The organism is Flavobacterium sp. N2820, from assembly GCF_025947285.1.
Classification (GTDB): Bacteria; Bacteroidota; Bacteroidia; order Flavobacteriales; family Flavobacteriaceae; genus Flavobacterium.
The window spans coordinates 221,389-240,915 of the sequence record NZ_CP110008.1 but is presented as its reverse complement, the minus strand read 5'-3'; the positions used below and the strand labels follow the sequence as shown (position 1 = coordinate 240,915).

The 19,527-nt window shown below is 31.6% G+C and carries 18 protein-coding genes; 10 read left to right on the top strand and 8 right to left on the bottom strand.

The features are described from left to right. Position 1: 1 nt before the first annotated feature. The 5 genes from OLM52_RS01195 to OLM52_RS01175 all read left to right on the top strand — a co-directional run bounded on the left by OLM52_RS01195 (position 2) and on the right by OLM52_RS01175 (position 4,622). Positions 2–928 carry a hypothetical protein gene (locus OLM52_RS01195; protein WP_264549335.1) on the top strand — a complete coding sequence of 309 codons (927 nt, stop codon included), beginning with the start codon at positions 2–4 and terminating at the stop codon, positions 926–928. Between the two features lie 281 nt (positions 929–1,209). Continuing rightward, positions 1,210–1,815 carry a hypothetical protein gene (locus OLM52_RS01190; RefSeq protein ID WP_264549334.1) on the top strand — a complete coding sequence of 202 codons (606 nt, stop codon included), beginning with the start codon at positions 1,210–1,212 and terminating at the stop codon, positions 1,813–1,815. Positions 1,816–1,887: 72 nt separating this feature from the next. Then, complete coding sequence (locus tag OLM52_RS01185) at positions 1,888–2,514, top strand: Crp/Fnr family transcriptional regulator (protein WP_264549333.1); 627 nt, start codon at positions 1,888–1,890, stop codon at positions 2,512–2,514. Positions 2,515–2,605: 91 nt separating this feature from the next. Next, on the top strand, positions 2,606–2,812 hold the full coding sequence (locus OLM52_RS01180) for a DUF2892 domain-containing protein (RefSeq protein ID WP_264549332.1): 207 nt from the start codon (positions 2,606–2,608) through the stop codon (positions 2,810–2,812). A gap of 178 nt (positions 2,813–2,990) precedes the next feature. Beyond that, on the top strand, positions 2,991–4,622 hold the full coding sequence (locus tag OLM52_RS01175) for an ABC-F family ATP-binding cassette domain-containing protein (protein WP_264549331.1): 1,632 nt from the start codon (positions 2,991–2,993) through the stop codon (positions 4,620–4,622). A 127-nt stretch (positions 4,623–4,749) separates the two neighbouring features. On the opposite strand, the gene OLM52_RS01170 is transcribed toward OLM52_RS01175, so the two are convergent. The 7 genes from OLM52_RS01170 to OLM52_RS01140 all read right to left on the bottom strand — a co-directional run bounded on the left by OLM52_RS01170 (position 4,750) and on the right by OLM52_RS01140 (position 12,194). Then, complete coding sequence (locus tag OLM52_RS01170; RefSeq protein WP_264549330.1) at positions 4,750–5,451, bottom strand: SIMPL domain-containing protein; 702 nt, start codon at positions 5,449–5,451, stop codon at positions 4,750–4,752. 16 nt (positions 5,452–5,467) lie between these two features. Beyond that, positions 5,468–5,815 carry a hypothetical protein gene (locus tag OLM52_RS01165; protein ID WP_264549329.1) on the bottom strand — a complete coding sequence of 116 codons (348 nt, stop codon included), beginning with the start codon at positions 5,813–5,815 and terminating at the stop codon, positions 5,468–5,470. Next, complete coding sequence (locus OLM52_RS01160; protein ID WP_264549328.1) at positions 5,812–7,464, bottom strand: carboxypeptidase-like regulatory domain-containing protein; 1,653 nt, start codon at positions 7,462–7,464, stop codon at positions 5,812–5,814. The genes OLM52_RS01165 and OLM52_RS01160 overlap by 4 nt, the downstream gene beginning before the upstream one ends. A gap of 133 nt (positions 7,465–7,597) precedes the next feature. Then, the gene (locus OLM52_RS01155) at positions 7,598–9,796 is read right to left on the bottom strand and encodes a YfbK domain-containing protein (protein ID WP_264549327.1); all 2,199 of its coding nucleotides are present in this window, start codon (positions 9,794–9,796) and stop codon (positions 7,598–7,600) included. A gap of 35 nt (positions 9,797–9,831) precedes the next feature. Next, a complete protein-coding gene (locus OLM52_RS01150; protein WP_264549326.1) occupies positions 9,832–10,746 on the bottom strand; it encodes a hypothetical protein in 915 nt (304 codons plus the stop codon). Positions 10,747–10,748: 2 nt separating this feature from the next. Continuing rightward, complete coding sequence (locus OLM52_RS01145) at positions 10,749–11,282, bottom strand: RNA polymerase sigma factor (RefSeq protein ID WP_264549325.1); 534 nt, start codon at positions 11,280–11,282, stop codon at positions 10,749–10,751. An 84-nt stretch (positions 11,283–11,366) separates the two neighbouring features. After that, positions 11,367–12,194, bottom strand: coding sequence for a DUF6929 family protein (locus tag OLM52_RS01140; protein WP_264549324.1), 828 nt, complete (start codon positions 12,192–12,194; stop codon positions 11,367–11,369). An 86-nt stretch (positions 12,195–12,280) separates the two neighbouring features. Between OLM52_RS01140 and OLM52_RS01135 the strand changes: the two genes are divergently transcribed. The 5 genes from OLM52_RS01135 to OLM52_RS01115 all read left to right on the top strand — a co-directional run bounded on the left by OLM52_RS01135 (position 12,281) and on the right by OLM52_RS01115 (position 18,515). Next, complete coding sequence (locus tag OLM52_RS01135; protein ID WP_264549323.1) at positions 12,281–13,156, top strand: PPK2 family polyphosphate kinase; 876 nt, start codon at positions 12,281–12,283, stop codon at positions 13,154–13,156. Between the two features lie 21 nt (positions 13,157–13,177). After that, positions 13,178–13,747 carry a cob(I)yrinic acid a,c-diamide adenosyltransferase gene (locus OLM52_RS01130; RefSeq protein ID WP_264549322.1) on the top strand — a complete coding sequence of 190 codons (570 nt, stop codon included), beginning with the start codon at positions 13,178–13,180 and terminating at the stop codon, positions 13,745–13,747. Positions 13,748–13,918: 171 nt separating this feature from the next. Further along, on the top strand, positions 13,919–14,140 hold the full coding sequence (locus OLM52_RS01125) for a DUF2795 domain-containing protein (protein ID WP_264549321.1): 222 nt from the start codon (positions 13,919–13,921) through the stop codon (positions 14,138–14,140). A gap of 86 nt (positions 14,141–14,226) precedes the next feature. Continuing rightward, positions 14,227–17,583 (top strand): preprotein translocase subunit SecA, encoded by a 3,357-nt coding sequence (gene secA, locus OLM52_RS01120; protein WP_264549320.1) that lies wholly within the window; start codon positions 14,227–14,229, stop codon positions 17,581–17,583. 89 nt (positions 17,584–17,672) lie between these two features. Beyond that, positions 17,673–18,515, top strand: coding sequence for a DUF2807 domain-containing protein (locus tag OLM52_RS01115; RefSeq protein ID WP_264549319.1), 843 nt, complete (start codon positions 17,673–17,675; stop codon positions 18,513–18,515). 60 nt (positions 18,516–18,575) lie between these two features. On the opposite strand, the gene trxB is transcribed toward OLM52_RS01115, so the two are convergent. Continuing rightward, positions 18,576–19,523, bottom strand: a complete 948-nt coding sequence (gene trxB / locus OLM52_RS01110; RefSeq protein WP_264549318.1) for a thioredoxin-disulfide reductase — start codon at positions 19,521–19,523, stop codon at positions 18,576–18,578. Positions 19,524–19,527: the final 4 nt, after the last annotated feature.

Here is a 19,527-nt window from a genome sequence, read left to right as displayed (position 1 = left end):
AATGAAAAAAATCTTATTACTCTTAGCATTCACTTCATTTCAATTACTTTCGAGTCAAATAAATGTTAAAGATTCTTCCTTTCAAGCCATAGGCTATTGGGATTTGAATGAAACACAAAAATATAAAGTAACACATTCAAAATATAAGGTTGTTGGTACAGACTCTACACTTACCACAAAAATTGAATATGATTTAAATATCAAAATCACAGACTCAACAGCAAAATCATATACCATAGAATGGGAATATCTTAATTTTAAAACCAATCTAAAAAACCCTTTTATTTCCAAAATGTTAGGTATAAATGAATTCAAAAAAATTGTTTTCAAAACCGATGAAATGGGAAGTTTTCAAGAAATTGTAAATAGTGAAGAATTAGAAAAAGGATATAAAAAAAGCATGGCTTTATTAAAAAAAGAATTTTCTGGATTTGATAAAGAAGCTTCACCCATGTTGAAACAATTAGAAGCACTCTATGCAAACAAAGCTTCAATTGAAAACGGAGCTACTAAAGACATCAAGCAATTTTATAATTTTCATGGTGGTGCATATACTTTAAATGAAGTCTTAGAAGGTGATTTAAAAGTGGATAATTTGTTTGGTGGTGAGCCATTTGACGCAAAGGTTTATGTTGAACTAACCGATATTTATAATGAAGACGAATATGTTATTTTAATGATGGAACAATATGTAGATAAACAACAACTATCTGATTTAATTGTAGATGTTGGAGAATCGCTTACAAATAAAAAAATAAGTGAAGATTTAAAAAAAGACATTGAAAACATTGAACATAGCATAATACTCACAAGTTCAATTCACTCAACCGGATGGCCTTTATATTCTATGCAAGTGACGGAAATAAACATCAAAAATAAAAAAGAAGTAGAAATAAGAGAAATCGAAATTATAATTGAAGAAGAATAATGAAATCCCAAGTGAAAGCTTGGGATTTTTTGTTTTGAAATATTGAACAAAAAATCCAGATTTAAAATATTATAAAAATCAATAAAAGAATATCAAATGGACAAAATCTAATGTGATGCTTCGTTACCTCAGCATGACAAATAATGCAAAAAAAATGTATCCTTTGTGTCTTCTTTGTGGACTTTGTAGTTAAAAAAGATGTTTCAACACAAGAAACTAAACCTTAATTTTTTTTCTCAATTCCACACAAAAACATTAATTTTAGCATAAACTATTAAAAAATGAAATACTTTATTTTCCTCTTTTTATCAATTTCAATGTTTTCTCAAAAACGTGAAATAACTTATAATTTGCATTTTAATAACTCTGAAAAAAGCTCATCGATTACCATTAAAGAAGAAAAAAAAATGCTGCTTTTGGAATATAAATTAATTGATAGTATTTCTTCTGCTCTAAATAAAGATAAAAAATACAATAGAATATTACGTAAAATTGAAAAACTTTCATTTAAGCCAGAAAATTTAAAACGGATAGAAAATTATGTTTACCAATTAAACATTATTAAAGAAAAATATTTTTTTTACAAATCAGATAGAATTTTGGTACCAATTTCAGAAAATGAAATTTTTTATAACGATTTTAATAATTTATTCAACACTCATGTCGATATCTTAAAAAATAAAAAGAAAACACGAATTGTATTAGATAGTAACAGAAATATAGAAACAATATTAAAATTTAATAATGATATTAAAATTATTTTTATGACATCACCTGATGAAAAAAGTCACCCAATATTAATTTCATTCTTAAAAAACACACTTAACTTATATAGAGAACAAAAACAAAATAATTTTTTAAAAAAAGAATATATTTATAATTATTGATATGCATTTTTGATTTCAACTACTCTCAATTCCACACAAAAACACTAACTTTAGTTACCAACCATTGTACAAATGAACCGCTCAGAAGAAATAAAAAAACAGTTTCCGTTTTTTCAAGATGCACTTGTAGCAGAATTAGTTACACACGCCATTGAGAAAGAATTTGAAAAAGAAACCGAGTTGGTTCGTGAAGGGCAATACATTAAGGTAATTCCGTTAGTGATTAGTGGATTAATCAAGGTTTTTACCCGTTTTGAAGACAAAGAACTCCTACTCTATTACATCAAACCCAATGAAAGTTGTGTAATGTCGTTTTCGGCAGGTATTAATGAAGCACCTAGCAAAATTTTTGCAATCACCGAAGAAGATAGTCACGTTTTGTTAATTCCTGTTGAAAAATTATCCAAATGGATGAAAGATTTTCCTGATTTTAATTCCCTTTTTTACACACAATACAATTTGCGCTATGCCGATTTATTGAGTACAATTAACTCATTACTTTTTGAAAAATTAGACAAACGTGTGTATGATTACTTAAAAGAAAAAGCAACTATTTCACATAAAAATCCTTTAAAAATTTCACATCGTCAAATTGCCAATGAATTAGGAACGGCAAGAGAAGTCATTAGTCGCATCATGAAAAAACTCGAAGCCGAAGGCAAAGTCAAACAATTCTCAACTACCATAGAAATTTTTTAAACTTTTTTCCTCATGGTGACTATAGTCACTGCACAACCATTTTCTTGCGTCTATCTTTACCTCATATTAATTAATCAATAAAATATTTATCATGAAAAAAAATATGGGAAGTGCAGATAGAATCATCCGTGTGTTGATTGCTGCCGTGTTAGCATTTTTATACTTTAATGGAACTCTTCATGGAACATTGGGAATTGTTGCTTTAGTTGCTGCAATTGTTTTTACTGCCACAAGTTTAATTAGTTTTTGCCCTCTTTACCCCTTTCTTGGTATAAATACTTGTTCTCTAAAAAAGTAATTTTTCGGAATAAATCAATACTTATTTGTACAACCAATAAAACAGTATCACATTTTTTTTGATACTGTTTTTTTAATTTCTAAATTCTAATATCTGAATTTAAAATCTATCTTTGCACCTTCAAAAATTTAAGGAAGCACTTTTAACCTTTTAAACCTTAAACTTTTAAACTTAAATTATGATTACAGTAAACGACATAGCCGTAGAATTTGGAGGAACCACTCTTTTTAGCGAAGTAACTTTTGCCATCAATGAAAACGATAAAATTGCCTTAATGGGTAAAAATGGAGCAGGAAAATCTACGCTTTTAAAAATTGTTGCCGGAGAAAACAAACCTACACGTGGTGTAATTTCGGCGCCAAGTGATGCTGTAATTGCCTATTTACCTCAGCATTTATTAACTTCTGATGATTGTACCGTGATGGAAGAAACATCAAAAGCGTTTGCTGATGTGTTGAATATGAAGAAAGAAATCGACGAAATCAATGAGCAATTAACGATTCGTACGGATTATGAAAGTGATGAATACATGAAATTGATTGAACGCGTTTCGGAATTATCTGAAAAATTCTATTCGATTGAAGAAGTAAATTATGAAGCCGAAGTTGAAAAAGTATTAAAAGGTCTAGGTTTTGAACGTGAAGATTTTAACCGACAAACTTCAGAATTTTCGGGTGGTTGGAGAATGCGAATTGAGTTAGCTAAAATTCTTTTGAAAAAACCCGATTTAATTTTGTTAGATGAGCCAACGAATCACATGGATATCGAAAGTATTCAGTGGTTAGAGGATTTTTTGATTAATCAGGCGAAAGCAGTAATGGTAATTTCCCACGATAAAACCTTTGTTGATAATATTACCAATCGAACTATTGAAGTTACAATGGGACGAATTTATGATTACAAAGCCGTTTATTCTGAATATTTAGAATTGCGAAAAGACAGAAGAATTCACCAACAAAAAGCTTATGATGAGCAACAAAAGTTCATTGCAGAAAATCAAGCATTTATTGATCGTTTTAGAGGAACTTTTTCCAAAACTGAATCGGTACAATCGCGTGTAAAAATGTTGGAAAAAATTGTTCCAATTGAAGTGGACGAAATTGATACTTCTGCCTTAAAACTAAAATTCCCACCTTCACCACGTTCAGGACAATATCCAGTGGTTGTTGAAGGTTTGTCAAAAACGTATGGCGACCATGTGGTGTTCAAAGACGCCAATATGGTAATTGAACGTGGACAAAAAGTAGCTTTAGTTGGAAAAAACGGAGAAGGAAAATCAACCATGATTAAAGCGATTATGGGCGAAATTGATTTTGAAGGAAAGTTAGAAGTGGGCCACAATGCTCAAATTGGCTATTTTGCACAAAATCAAGCGTCGTTATTAGATGGCGAAATGACCATTTTTGAAACGATAGACCAAATTGCAGTGGGCGATGTGCGCACAAAAATCAAAGATTTATTAGGTGCGTTCATGTTCAAAGGCGACGATATTCAAAAGAAAGTAAAAGTGCTTTCTGGAGGAGAAAAAACGCGTTTGGCCATGATTAAATTATTATTAGAACCTGTCAATGTTTTGATTTTGGATGAGCCAACGAATCACTTAGATATGAAAACAAAAGACATCATTAAAGATGCCTTACGTGATTTTGACGGAACTTTAATCTTAGTATCTCACGACCGTGATTTCTTAGATGGTTTAGCCGAAAAAGTATTTGAATTTGGTCACAAACGCGTAAAAGAACATTTCGAAGATATCAAAGGTTTCTTAGCACACAAGAAAATGGATTCTTTGAAAGAAATTGAGAAGTAGTTTTTGAGTATTTAGTTTTCAGTCGCAGTTTTCAGTGTTCAGTCTGTCATACTGAACTTGTTTCAGCATCTAAAGCATTAAATATCCTGCAAAAATTTCAATTTAAAATTTTGCAGGATATTTATTTTTACTCAATTACAAATCTAACTCCAACTTCACTGGAGATTTTTATTTTTTCAAATTCTATTGGAGAAATATAACCTTTACTTTCTTGTTCATATAAACTTCTATTTCCTCTAATTAGAACTCCTGAAACGTTACCTTGCAACATGTTTGTTGTATTAATATGACCAATAAAAATAGCTTTTCCTACTTTTTGATTGAGCGGATTTAAATAGCTTTCTGCTGTAGCTTTTGCGTTTTCAATTGCCTTTGAGTTGATTTTTAATTGTATTTTTTGTGATTCTGAATGTTCCGTCTTTTCTACGTTTACATTTGAAATCCCTATTTCTTCCAAACCAATAAACACTTTGGTGGTTTGAGTTGCATCAAATACTAAAATGGAATATGATTTAGACTTTTGAATGTCTGTTGATTTTAGAAAATATTTTTTAAATGTACTTAGCATATCTTTCATAAATACATCTTTTTTTACATCAACACCAATTACTTGAAGTTTGGTAAACATTTCTTTTTCTAAATCTTCAACCGATTTTTTTCCTTTCGTATCTTTTTCTGTAATAAGAACATCAATATAAATACGATTAGGCGTAACTAATGTATCTGATTTTCCTTCAACTTCAATATACGGTTTATCAATAAAGTTTTTCTCTTGACATATTGCAGTCATAGAAATAGATAGGATTAAAATTTGTGTTAATTGTTTCATTTTTATCTGTTTATGATTATACTTTTTTCACCCACTTCTCAAAACCTAGAACAGTTGATTTGATTTCCTTTTGCCATTGCTTTCCATAATTCTTATTCAAATATTCAAAAATTAAAGTGTTTTTTACTTCATATTCTTCAAAATTTTCGGGTGCAATACAACCAAAATCATGAAACCGAACATTATATTTTTTGGCAAAAGCTAAGTCATCTTTTGTAATTACCGATGCAATTCCGCCTAAAACATAAATGGTTTTAGTATTTGAATTGATTTCGATTTTTATAGTTTCGTTTTGTTTTTTCTCTTGTGCTTGGATTGCAAAGGAGAAAAGAAAGATTACTAAAATCAATTGTAACTTTTTCATTTTTTAGAACTTTTAGTTATGACAATAAAGACACCATTTCTGCCTTCTTCACCGTAGTAAGCTGCACCAGACATTCCATCTAAAATTTCAATTTTTTTAATTTCTGAAGGATACAGTTTATCAAATATTTTTTTAGTTGAAATTTTATTGTCTATTACATATAATGGTTGGATATTTTTTGGCTCTTTTCTTTTGTGTGATAAAGTTATATATTCAGGAAGTTTATTAATTGTGAAGAAATCTTCTTCAGAAATGTCTCCACTAAAATCAGCACCACCCCATTCTACAAGAGTAAACCCTTTTCGCTCTGTTTTTGGAAGTTGTTGTTCTTTAATTTCAGTGAAATTTTCTAAACCATAAAATTCCATGTAAATTCTAATTGTGGTTTCTGGTTTTGGATTGACATTTAAAATAGCAATTTCGTCGCATTCTTCATTTACTAAAAAATGAATAAAATTGTATTTATTTCGTTCCAAAAGAGGCAACCAATATTGAATAAATTCATTTGTTTCTTGATTATTCAGACCAATGTGTTCTAATTTTTCGATTAAAAATTCGATTGACTTTTCCTTTGGCACAATAAAACCATCATGATATTTATAATGTTCTTCTGGAAAGTCAATGGTTCCGTCCCAAAATAACGAACTATAATAACGATTGGTTTTTTTATCGAAAATTTGTCCGTTTGGTTCAGCAATTACGTCCCAATTTTTATCGTATTTTGGAAAAGTAGTTAATAGTTTTCCTTTTAAATCGAGTTTTATCTCAATTGCTATTTTTTCAGTCGGATAAAGATAGATGACAGGTTTTTCCAGCATAATCTGTTGGTCTGATTTGAGATTAACAACAAGGTTTTCTTCATTTTCAATTTTTATTTTTTGTGATTTAAATCCTAAAAATGAAATTTCTATAACATCATTTAATTTAACTTCAATTGAAAATTTTCCATCAAAATCGGCTTGTGTTTCTGTTTTTGAGTTTAGATTCTTAATATATGCACCTGAAAGTTCAAGTTTTTCACAATCGTAAACTGTTCCAATAACTTTAAAAACTTCGGTTTCATTTTTTATTGAATTTTCAAGCGAATATTTTTCATATAATTTCTTCAATTCTCGCTTAGAAATATTTTTGGTGGTAATTATAATGGCTCCGTTACTTTTTGCATTAATAAAATTAGAGGGTATATTTTCTTTTTTAAATACTTTTACAGATTCAATATTTTTTGGATCAATTGCATACATAATATCTCTATGAACCATGTCTCCATTGATTACAATTAGAGCTTCTGTTTCTCTATCGTTATAAGTGTTATCTCTTTTAATATGAGATGTTCCTACAACTTCAATAGGTTTTAAATCTTTTGATAGAAGTATAGGATTGATTTTTTTATTTTTCCCAATTTTTACTTTTTCATAAACAATTGAATAATAACTGAAAATTAGAGTATCTCCTTCTTTAGCATGAACAGAGTAATTTCCATCAAAATCAGTTTTTACACTATTTGGATTTCCTTGTACTTGAATGTCTGCATCATAAATTGGTCCTAATTCGTCAGAGACAACTCCACTTACAGTTACTAAGTTATGATTTAATGTTTTACAACTTTGTAATAGTAAAATCAAAACTATTGAAATTGCTGTTATTTTCATTTTTTTATATTAATTATGCTCACTTAACTGAGTTAAAAATGATTTATTTAATGATTATATATATAGCTTAATAAATAGTTTCCTTGTGTTCATTTTAAACGAGCACAAGGAAAACTAAATTAATCTTTTATTCTTAATTAACCGCTTCCACCAAACGAATAAATTCTGCACGATACCCTTCTGCATCATTTGATTTTCCTTGTAAAGCTAATGCTTTTATAGCAAGTGCTGATTTATTATCTATCAATTTAGAATCTCTCAGTTTTAATCCAAACCAAGCCACAGCAGAACAAAATTTAAAATCTTCGCTCGTATTTTGCAATGCAATCGATTTATTTTCAATCACTTCAACCATTTCAATACTTTTTTCTCCATCTGGTTTTTTATAACGAAATTTAATCGTAGCCAATTCATTAGAATAATCTTTATTTGATGTTACAGCTTCAGTATATTTTAAATCTGGAATTGCATCGGTAAATTTACTTTCAACACCAATTGGTATAATTTCATACAAAGCAGTAACGGTATGACCACTTCCTAATTCGCCTGCATCAATGGCGTCATTTTTAAAATCTTCTGGACGTAATTTTCGGTTTTCATAACCAATCAATCGGTAACTTTGAACGTGTTTTGGGTTGAACTCAATTTGAATTTTCACATCTTTAGCAATTGCAAACATACTGCCTTTAAATTCTTTTCCTAAAAAACGATTTGCCTCTTGAATGTTGTCAATATAGGCATAATTTCCATTTCCTTTGTCGGCTAACGTTTCCATCTTACTGTCTTTATAATTTCCCATTCCATAACCTAAACAAGTTAAAAACACACCCGATTTTCGCTTTTCTTCAATAAGTGTTTCCATATCTTTGTTAGAACTAGCACCTACATTGAAATCGCCATCAGTAGCTAAAATAACTCGGTTATTTCCCCCTTTGATGAAATTTTCAGAAGCTATTTTATAAGCTAATTCGATTCCTGCACCACCAGCCGTGCTTCCGCCAGCGTTCAAATTATCTAACGATTTAATAATTGCTTCTTTGTTATTTCCAGCTGTTGGTGGTAAAACTAATCCTGCTGCTCCGGCATAAACCACAATAGCTACTTTATCCTCATCTCTTAATTGACTTACCAACACCTTCATAGATTCTTTCAACAATGGCAATTTGTTTTGAGCACTCATCGAACCTGAAACATCAATTAGAAATACAAAATTTGAATTGGGTAAATTATCGCTATCTATTTGTCTTCCTTGTAATCCAATTTTAACTAATTTGTGTTTTTCGTTCCAAGGACTATTACTATATTCGGTATGAATAGAAAACGGATGATTTGATTTAGGTTGTGCATAATTGTACTTAAAAAAATTCATCATCTCTTCTACTCTAACAGCATCTTTTGGCACCACTTGTCCATTATTAATAAACCTTCTAACATTAGTGTAAGAAGCATTATCTACATCAATTGAGAAGGTTGAAAGTGCTTCCGTTTTTGGATTTGTAAACGGATTTTCAATAAATGTGTCATAATCTTCTTGAGAAGGTGTTTCAATAGTAGTAACAGGCTTACATTTTGCAATAATTTCTTGTACTTTCTTTTTATCTTCTTCATTTAATCCTTTTTTTGTCAGCACAATAATTACTCCACTAGCACCTTGATCACCATATAAAGCGGCACCTTGAGCACCTTTGATAATATTTGTAGATTCGATAACTTCAGGTGGCAAAGATTGCAAAGTGTTTGCATCTGCAATAACATTATCAATTACTATTAAAGCTTGATTGTTACCAGAAATAGAACGATTTCCTCTTAATACAATTCGGGTTGTTGGCGTTACACCATTGTTAGTTGTATTTACAGTTAAACCAGATACTTTGCCAGATAACGATTGTACCACATTAGGATTTGAAGCTTGTGTAATTTCTCTAGAATTAACAACTTGAACAGAAGTAGTATATTCTTCTTGCTTCTTTCTAATTCCCAAAGCACCAACCACTTCAACATCATGTAGAGTTCCTTCGCTTTCCAAAAAAACATTAATGACCGGATTCTTCTTAACTGTGATTTTTTGTGATTTCATTCCAAAATACGAAAAAATTAAAACATCATTTTCCTTGGTTTCAATTTTGTATTTTCCGTCAAAATCAGTAGACGTTTTTGTTTTAGTTCCTTGAATTAAAACTTGAGCACCAGCAATTGGCCCCAATTGATCAGAGACAACTCCAGTTACCATAATATTTACATTATTAACTGAATTAAAGCTACTTAACACGATAAAGCTAAGGAAAGTTAATAGCATAGCTATCCCTAACGAAAAGATTTTTACATTTTTCATGACGTTTGATTTTAAATTAATAGAAAGATTTTTTTTTAAGGACGGTTTTTTGGTTTTCCGTCAATTGTTGTAATAATTACCACACCATTTTTACCTTTTTCGCCATAAATTGGAATGGCTCTTTCAGGGAGAAGAACTACGATAGTATCAATTTTTTGTTTACTCAATGGAGCATACGGACTAGTAGGTTTTTCGCCATATAATTCTTCTTCGGTATAGGCAACACCATTTATGTAATAAAGCGGATTTTTGAGTTCGGTTACGGTTTCATAATCTGAATTTGCAATATTTTTTGGCGATTTTTTACTCAACTTTCCATCGATAAGAACTAAATCATCATTTGCTGCTTTTTTGTCTTTATCCTGAGTGGTTTCGGCTGAATTCATATTTATGTCATATTGCCTTCCCTTTGCTAAATAGCCTGAATTATTTATGGATGCAGAATTAGACATGTTATTATTGTAACTCGGAACCAAACTAGTTTTTGCCATTTCTTGAACTTCTTCCATCGCAATTGGAGTAGGCATCATCACTTCTTTTTTCGATTTATAATTAATCGTATCGTTAATTACAATGTTATTCTGAATTACAATTTGTTGCTGTAAAATTTGCTCCGCCTCTTTTTTAATTTCTGGATTTGTATTTACTAGACCATTTGCCGATTCTAGTGTTGGAATGTTGTTTTTTGATGAATCAATTGTAGTAATTGTATTTTCAGGAATAATTACATCTTCTTTTTCTTGTAGTAAGAAAAAAGTTAACGTTCCGACTAAAACTACTGATGCTGCAACTGCTAATTTTTTCCACAAATGCTTCTCTTTTTGAAGCGTTTGTGTTTCCATTTTGTCTTCCACACGAGCCCAAATCTTCTCCATGCCTGGAAAGTCTTTTTGAGTTGCGTTTTCGGCAGCTTGTTGTATTTTTTTATATAATTTTTCTTCTGTTCCCATGACTATTTTGCTTTTTGATAGTAAAAAGTTCTTACCAATTCTTTTAATTTACTTTTTGCCGCATTCAATTGCGATTTTGATGTGCCTTCGCTAATGCCAAGTTGCTCTGCAATTTCTTTGTGCGAATAGCCTTCAATCACAAACAAATTAAAAATCGTTTGACATCCATCAGGAATATAATTCAGTAAATTGAGCAAATCTTCTTCTTCTAAATCGGTAACTTCATCGGCTAAGGGTTGCGAATTGTAACTCACATCTTCCAAATACAAATTAAAGTTGATGTTCTTTTTAATTTGTAATAAGCAATTGTTCACTGTTATTTTTCGAGCCCATGCTTCAAAAGCTAAGTCTTCTTTAAGTTGTTCGATTTTTGTAAAAATTGTAAAAAAAGCATCGGCCAACACTTCTTCAATTTCTTCCTCCTTTTTTAAATACCGTTTACACAAACGATAGAGTTTTGGCGCCATAGTTTCATACACCATGCGTTGTGCTTCGCGGTGTTGTTTTCGGCAGCCTTGTATGTGTTTTACATCCATTGGTAAACTTGCTTTTTTATATAGAGTAGAAAAGTGGGGAAAAGGTTGGGAAGAGCATGAAAAAAAGTATTCTGTGTTTAGTTTTTAATGATTAATTTTTAATGATAGTTTATAAATCGTAGCTTCTAACGCCTCAGTATCATTATCTTCACACAATAAAAATTCTAATTCGGTTTCTGTTTCATTATAAAGTGTTATGCCTTCAAATTTTTGATGTTCTGATAACAAATGAACTTCTATAATTTCAAATGTTGGTGCGTGCATAATGCCTAAAATAGTTCCTAAAACTTCGCCGTCTTCATAAGTAGATGTTGTGTTTTCGGCGCAAGCCAAGAAATAAATTGTATCACCAACCAAAATTGCATCGGTAAAAGTGGTTTCTACATCATCTAAAGTAGGAAGTGAAATCGGTACAAAACGTATTCCGTCTTCTTGATGATTTGGGATAATAAAAATTCCATTTTGGCTGTTTTTTGAATTGCCTCTTTGAAAAAGTAACATGGTTTGGTTAGCATAAATTGCACCTTCGATATTCAATTGATCATGGGAAAACGAACCTACAGATTTTAATTTTTGATATAAAACACTCAAATCTTGTGATTTCAAAGCATCGGAACCTAAATCTAAAGTAAACATCGAATTTCTTTTTTCGGTAGAACCAGAAGCCAACATAATTAGTTGATTTCCATATTGTGTGATGCTTTCTAAATCGGGTTTTTCAGCTTTTTCTATATTTTCTTTGGCCTCTTTAACAAGGGGAAATTTCAGTAAAAGTTTTTTTGCAATATCATATTGGTATAAAAAATGACTCGAATCTGAAATAACAAATAAAACATTTTGCGTATACCACAAACCAGATGGTGCTGTAATACCTTTTATAGTGAATAGATTTGTAAGTTTGAAATTTTCCATATTTTTACCGATAACTTTATGAAGTTTTTAAGTCAGAAATTGCTCATAAAAGTACTATTTTTACATTTATTAAAAAGCGATTGAAAATGGAAAATATAAACAGTGAAGATTTTAAAGTAAAAACAACTATTAAATTAGCTGATTTTGCTACGAAATTAAACATTGATACCGATAAAGATCAAGAAGAATTAGCCTTAGATAAAATCCAGAAAAAGCTTTCTAAAAAACAAGACGCTATGTATGCACACAATCGTCATGCGTTCTTAATTTGCTTGCAAGGTATGGATACCAGTGGAAAAGACAGCTTAATTCGTGAAGTTTTCAAAGAATTTAATCCACGTGGAGTTGTGGTACATAGCTTTAAAACGCCCAATTCAACCGAATTAGAACACGATTATTTATGGCGTCATTATTTGGCTTTACCCGAAAAAGGAAAATTCGCTGTTTTTAATCGCACGCATTATGAAAATGTATTGGTAACAAGGGTGCATCCCGAATATATTTTGTTTGAAAATTTACCAGGAATTGAAAAAGTAGCAGATATTACACCTCAATTTTGGGAAAATCGTATGGAACAAATGGTAAATTTTGAAAAACACATTTCGTTAAACGGAACCAAAGTATTGAAATTTTACTTTCACATGAGTAAAGATGAACAACGCGAACGTTTACTAAAACGATTAGAAAACCCAGAAGACAATTGGAAATTTAGTACTGGTGATTTAAAAGAGCGCGCCCTTTGGGACGACTACATGAAATATTACGAAGAAGCCATTAATAAAACATCAACTGATTTTGCTCCGTGGTATATTATCCCAGCAGATGACAAAGGTGTTGCACGATATATTGTTGCAAAAATTATTTGGGAAGAACTGGAAAAACTAACCGATATAGCCGAACCCGAATTGGACCCAAAAGTAAAAGCAAACATTGAAGAATATAGAACACAATTGAATAAATAGTTTCAATAAAAAAAACTACTAATGAAAGTATATACCAAAACAGGCGACACTGGAACCACAGCATTATTTGGAGGAACACGTGTACCAAAACACCATATCCGTATCGAAAGTTATGGAACAGTTGATGAATTAAATTCGCACATTGGATTAATTCGCGACCAAAACATGAGCGATTTATACAAAAAAGTACTCATCGAGGTACAAGATAGACTATTTACAGTCGGAGCCATCTTAGCCACACCACCCGAAAAAGAAACATTGAAAAATGGTCAGCCGCGTTTACAAAATTTAGGTATTGTTGAATCTGACATTGAATTTTTGGAAAACGAAATTGACACAATGGAAGAAGCATTGCCACCTATGACGCATTTTGTTTTGCCAGGCGGACATACAACTGTGTCATATTGTCATATTGCACGCTGTGTATGCCGTAGAGCCGAACGTTTAGCGGTGCATTTGAATGACATAGAACCTACAAATGAACTTGTAATTAAATACCTAAACCGACTTTCTGACTATCTTTTTGTGTTGGCACGAAAGTTGTCCCATGATTTGAACGCTGAAGAAGTACAGTGGATTCCTAGGAAATAAGTGTTCAGTGTGTAGTTTTCAGTCTTCAGTTTAACCATTTTATTGAACACTAAAAACGGAATACTGCCTACTAAAAAAAAGACGTTCTTAAAAATTATTAAAAAAAGTAAAAAAAAACTTGATTTTTTGAGTAATAAATTTATTTTTGCATAAACTTAAATCGATAAAAAGATGTATTGGACATTAGAATTAGCGTCATATTTGAGTGATGCCCCTTGGCCAGCGACCAAAGACGAACTTATCGACTATGCTATCAGAACTGGAGCACCATTAGAAGTAGTGGAAAACTTACAGTCTATAGAAGACGAAGGCGAAATCTATGAATTGATGGAAGAGATTTGGCCAGATTATCCTACAGACGAAGATTATCTTTGGAATGAGGATGAATACTAAAAATAAATAAACACAACAGAAACAAAGTCTCTTTACTGAGACTTTTTTTGTGGTTTTATAAGCAATTAAAAAAGAAAATTAAAATTATGAGTATCATAAATTCCATATTGAAGGCTTTTGTGGGTGATAAATCGGAGAAAGATGTAAAAGCGATTCAACCTATAATCACAAAAGTAAAATCGTTTGAAAGTGCCTTAAAAGCATTATCTCATGACGAATTGCGTGCTAAAACAGCCGAATTTAAAGCTAAAATTCAACAAGCTCGTGCCGAGAAAGACAACAAAATTGTTTCGCTAAGACAAGAAGCTGAACAAACACAAGATATTGATGCTCGTGAAGATATTTATGCTGAAATCGATAAAATCGAAAAAGAAGCTTACGAAATTTCAGAAAAAGTATTAAACGAAATTCTTCCTGAAGCTTTTGCTGTAGTAAAAGAAACGGCTCGTCGTTTTAAAGAAAATACTTCTTTAACTGTAACCGCTACACCAAAAGATAGAGAATTATCGGCTACAAAAACATACATCACTATAGAAGGTGATAATGCAACTTGGGCAAATTCATGGAATGCAGCTGGAAAAGCAATCACTTGGGACATGATCCACTACGACGTTCAGTTGATTGGTGGAGTTGTTTTACACCAAGGGAAAATTGCCGAAATGCAAACAGGTGAAGGAAAAACATTAGTAGCAACATTACCATTATATTTAAATGCCTTAACTGGAAACGGTGTGCATTTAGTAACTGTAAATGACTATTTAGCAAAACGTGATAGCACATGGAAAGCACCTTTATTCGAGTTCCATGGTTTAACTGTGGATTGTATTGACAATCATCAGCCAAATTCTCCAGAAAGAAGAAAAGCGTATGAAGCAGATATTACGTATGGAACAAACAACGAATTTGGTTTTGATTACCTTCGTGATAATATGGCGCATGCCCCAGAAGATTTGGTACAACGTAAACACAATTATGCAATTGTTGACGAGGTCGATTCGGTTTTAGTTGATGATGCAAGAACACCATTAATTATTTCAGGACCAGTTCCACAAGGTGACCGTCATGAATTCAACGAGTTAAAACCTAAAGTTGAAAACCTAGTAACTTTACAACGTAAATTAGCTACGGATTGTTTAACTGAAGCGAAACGTTTATTCAAAGAAGGAAACAATAAAGATGCAGGATTTAATTTATTGCGTTCGTACAGAGCCTTACCAAAAAGCAAAGCATTAATTAAGTTTTTATCAGAAGAGGGTGTAAAACAACTACTTCAAAAAACTGAAAACAGCTATATGCAAGATAATAACCGAGAAATGCCAAAAATTGATGAAGCATTATACTTTGTTATAGAAGAAAAGAACAATCAAGTAGAATTAACCGATAACGGAATTCAATACTTGTCACAAGATACAGATGCCCAATTTTTCGTTTTACCAGATATTGGAACCGAAATTGCTCAAATCGAAAAAGCAAATCTTTCAACAGAAGAAGAAGCTGAACGAAAAGAAGAATTATTCAAAGATTTTTCTATAAAATCAGAACGTATTCACACGTTAACACAACTATTAAAAGCATATACTTTATTTGAAAAAGATACCGAATACGTTATCATGGAAAATAAAGTGATGATTGTTGATGAACAAACAGGACGTATCATGGATGGTCGTCGTTACTCTGATGGTTTACACCAAGCCATCGAAGCAAAAGAAAATGTAAAAATCGAAGCTGCCACGCAAACATTTGCAACTGTTACATTACAGAATTATTTCCGTATGTATAGCAAATTAGGTGGAATGACAGGAACTGCGTCAACTGAAGCTGGAGAGTTTTGGGAAATTTACAAATTAGATGTTGTAGAAATCCCAACAAACCGTCCGATGGCTCGTAAAGACAAAGACGATTTAATATACAGAACCGTTCGTGAAAAATTCAACGCAGTTATCGAAGATGTAGTCCAATTATCAAATTCAGGTCGTCCTGTATTAATTGGAACCACATCGGTTGAAATTTCGGAATTATTAAGTCGAATGTTAAAGATTAGAGGTATTCAACACAATGTATTGAATGCAAAAATGCACAAAAGTGAAGCAGAAATTGTAGCAGAAGCTGGAAAACCAGGAGTTGTTACGATTGCGACCAATATGGCTGGACGTGGTACCGATATTAAATTATCAGACGAAGTTAAAAAAGCAGGTGGTTTAGCAATTATCGGAACAGAACGTCACGATTCGCGTCGTGTGGACCGTCAGTTAAGAGGTCGTGCTGGTCGTCAAGGAGATGTAGGTAGTTCTCAATTCTATGTGTCTTTGGAAGATAACTTAATGCGTTTGTTTGGTTCGGAAAGAGTAGCAAAAGTTATGGATAGAATTGGTCTAAAAGAAGGTGAAGTAATTCAGCATTCAATGATGACAAAATCTATCGAAAGAGCACAGAAAAAAGTAGAAGAAAATAACTTTGGAGTTCGTAAGCGTTTGTTAGAATATGACGACGTAATGAACGCTCAAAGAGAAGTAGTTTACAAAAGAAGACGCCACGCTTTACACGGAGAACGTTTGAAAGTTGACATCGCAAACATGATGTATGACACTTGTGAAATCGTTGTTGAACAAAACAAATTATCGGGTGATTTTAAAAATTATGAATTTGAATTAATTCGTTATTTTTCAATTAGTTCGCCAGTTTCTGAATCAGAATTTTCTAAACTTTCTGATAGAGAAATCACTGGAAAAACGTACAAAGCTGTTTTAGAACATTATAACGATAAAATTGCGAGAAATGCTGCGGAAGCTTTCCCAATTATTAAAAATGTTTACGAAAATAACAATGGCCAATATTTACGAATAATTGTTCCTTTTACAGACGGAATAAAATCGTTAAATGTGGTAACCGATTTAGAAAAAGCGTATACTTCAGAAGGTAAATCATTAGTTGCTGATTTTGAGAAAAATATCACTTTAGCGATTGTTGATGAAGCTTGGAAAAAACATTTACGTAAAATGGACGAGTTGAAACAGTCAGTTCAATTAGCTGTTCACGAACAAAAAGATCCATTATTGATCTATAAATTTGAAGCCTTCAACTTGTTCAAAAAAATGATTGATGAAGTAAATAAAGAAGTAATTTCGTTCTTATTTAAAGGCGATTTACCATCTCAAAGTCCATCAGACATTCAAGAAGCTAAGCAAGTGCGTCAAAAAGAAAACTATACTGAAACAAAAGAAGATTTAGATAGTGATGATGCTGCAAGCGAGGCAAGAAAAGCTGGTGAAATGGCAAGTCAAAGACCTCAAGTAACTGAAACAATTACAAGAGAAATGCCAAAAATTAATCGTAATGACACTGTTACAATTAAACACGTAATGAGTGGAAAAAGCGAAACCATGAAATACAAAAAGGCAGAAACCCTATTAGCTTCTGGCGAATGGGTTTTAGTAAATGAATAAATTTATTGGCACTTTTTTTGACATACTAAAAACATCAGTACTTTCACTGGTGTTTTTTTTTATATTTGTAAAAACTAATTCGTAATAAAATGTTTAAAAACATCCCATTTCTATTTGTTACTCTATTATTAGTAACTAACGTCTCTTTAGCTCAAAAGAAAGAAAAAATAAAAGGTTCTAAAATCGTAACTGTAGCACTTAAAGAAATTAACAGCTTTGAAAATATTGAAGTAAGTGACAATTTTGAAGTTTTATTAGTAAAAGGAACACAACCATCTTTAGAAATTGAAGCCGATGATAATTTACATGATATTATAAATTTTGAAGTTTCTGGTAACACACTAAGAGTAAATGCATTAAAAGACGCTAGTGGTTTTAAAAAATTTACGGTTAGAATCAATTATTCTGACAATTTAAAACTAATTATTGCTCGTAACGAAACTACAATCAAAGCCTTGGCCGATTTAGAATTAGAAAACATAACCATAAAAAATTATGATAATTCTAAGTCTTTCGTAAATGTAAAATCTGATTATTTTTCACTCATCTTAGATGATAAATCGGAAGCCGAAATCAATGTAAAATCAGAAAATACAACTTTAGAGTTAAGTAAAAGTAGTGAGCTGAAAGCATTAGTAGCTTCTCCAGAAGTTAAAATTGACATGTACCAAAAAAGCGAGGCTACAATTGAAGGAAATACTGCTAATGCAAAAATTCGTTTAGACAATACAAGTAACTTAGTAGCGCAAAAATTTGTAATCGGAAATTTAGAACTTGATGCAGAAAACTATTCTAAATGCGAAGTAAATGTAAGCAGTACAATCCAAATAACTGCAGCTGGAAAATCACAAATTGAATTATTTGGAGAACCGAAAATTACTATTGAAAAATTTGCAAATAATGCAACTCTTTATAAAAAAGAAAAAAAATAAATCTTTATAAATAATAAAAAATCCGGCATTACTGCCGGATTTTTTATTATTCATTTTTGATTACTCTTTCGAAGCAATATATCTTTCAGCATCTAAAGCTGCCATACAACCTGTTCCCGCTGCAGTAATAGCTTGACGATACACATGATCAGCAGCATCACCCGCTACAAAAACACCTGCTACATTCGTTTTTGAACTTCCTGGCACATTTACAATATAACCTGTTTCATCTAATGTAATATAATCAGCAAAAATATCTGTATTTGGCTTATGCCCAATAGCTACGAAAAATCCGGTTGCTGGTATTTCTGTAATTTCACCGGTTGCTCTGTTTTTTGCTTTAACACCAGTCACTACTTGTCCGTCACCTAAAACTTCTTCTGTTTCAGTATGCATTAAAATTTCGATGTTTTCAGTTTTTTGGACACGTTCAGCCATAATTTTAGAAGCTCTAAATTTATCGCTACGCACTAACATTGTCACTTTTTTACATAATTTAGAAAGATAATGGGCTTCTTCACATGCGCTATCTCCAGCTCCAACAATTACTACTTCCTGATTTCTGTAGAAGAATCCGTCACAAACCGCACAAGCAGAAACTCCACCACCTAATTTTAAATAATGTTGTTCCGATTCTAATCCTAAATATTTAGCAGAAGCACCCGTAGAAATAATTACTGTTTCAGCGTGAATTTCTATAGTATCGTTAATCCAAACTTTATGAATTTCTCCCGAAAAATCAACCTTAGTTGCCCAACCATCACGAACATCTGTTCCAAAACGTTGCGCTTGTGTTTGCAATTGTACCATCATTTCTGGTCCGGTTACACCATCTGGATAACCTGGAAAATTTTCCACTTCATTTGTTGTTGTTAATTGTCCTCCAGGTTGAGTACCTTGATATAAAACCGGATTCATATTCGCTCTAGCTGCGTAAATAGCTGCAGTATATCCTGCTGGACCAGAACCTATAATTAAACATTTTACTTTTTCAATTGTATCAGACATAATT

Coding starts and splice junctions, on each gene's coding strand:
- OLM52_RS01170 (WP_264549330.1), bottom strand. CDS start 5,451: ATGAAACAATTAACACAAATTTTAATCCTATCTATTTCTATGACTGCA.
- OLM52_RS01175 (WP_264549331.1), top strand. CDS start 2,991: ATGATTACAGTAAACGACATAGCCGTAGAATTTGGAGGAACCACTCTT.
- OLM52_RS01155 (WP_264549327.1), bottom strand. CDS start 9,796: ATGAAAAATGTAAAAATCTTTTCGTTAGGGATAGCTATGCTATTAACT.
- secA (WP_264549320.1), top strand. CDS start 14,227: ATGAGTATCATAAATTCCATATTGAAGGCTTTTGTGGGTGATAAATCG.
- OLM52_RS01185 (WP_264549333.1), top strand. CDS start 1,888: ATGAACCGCTCAGAAGAAATAAAAAAACAGTTTCCGTTTTTTCAAGAT.
- OLM52_RS01150 (WP_264549326.1), bottom strand. CDS start 10,746: ATGGGAACAGAAGAAAAATTATATAAAAAAATACAACAAGCTGCCGAA.
- OLM52_RS01165 (WP_264549329.1), bottom strand. CDS start 5,815: ATGAAAAAGTTACAATTGATTTTAGTAATCTTTCTTTTCTCCTTTGCA.
- trxB (WP_264549318.1), bottom strand. CDS start 19,523: ATGTCTGATACAATTGAAAAAGTAAAATGTTTAATTATAGGTTCTGGT.
- OLM52_RS01145 (WP_264549325.1), bottom strand. CDS start 11,282: ATGGATGTAAAACACATACAAGGCTGCCGAAAACAACACCGCGAAGCA.
- OLM52_RS01160 (WP_264549328.1), bottom strand. CDS start 7,464: ATGAAAATAACAGCAATTTCAATAGTTTTGATTTTACTATTACAAAGT.
- OLM52_RS01125 (WP_264549321.1), top strand. CDS start 13,919: ATGTATTGGACATTAGAATTAGCGTCATATTTGAGTGATGCCCCTTGG.
- OLM52_RS01195 (WP_264549335.1), top strand. CDS start 2: ATGAAAAAAATCTTATTACTCTTAGCATTCACTTCATTTCAATTACTT.
- OLM52_RS01180 (WP_264549332.1), top strand. CDS start 2,606: ATGAAAAAAAATATGGGAAGTGCAGATAGAATCATCCGTGTGTTGATT.
- OLM52_RS01135 (WP_264549323.1), top strand. CDS start 12,281: ATGGAAAATATAAACAGTGAAGATTTTAAAGTAAAAACAACTATTAAA.
- OLM52_RS01115 (WP_264549319.1), top strand. CDS start 17,673: ATGTTTAAAAACATCCCATTTCTATTTGTTACTCTATTATTAGTAACT.
- OLM52_RS01140 (WP_264549324.1), bottom strand. CDS start 12,194: ATGGAAAATTTCAAACTTACAAATCTATTCACTATAAAAGGTATTACA.
- OLM52_RS01190 (WP_264549334.1), top strand. CDS start 1,210: ATGAAATACTTTATTTTCCTCTTTTTATCAATTTCAATGTTTTCTCAA.
- OLM52_RS01130 (WP_264549322.1), top strand. CDS start 13,178: ATGAAAGTATATACCAAAACAGGCGACACTGGAACCACAGCATTATTT.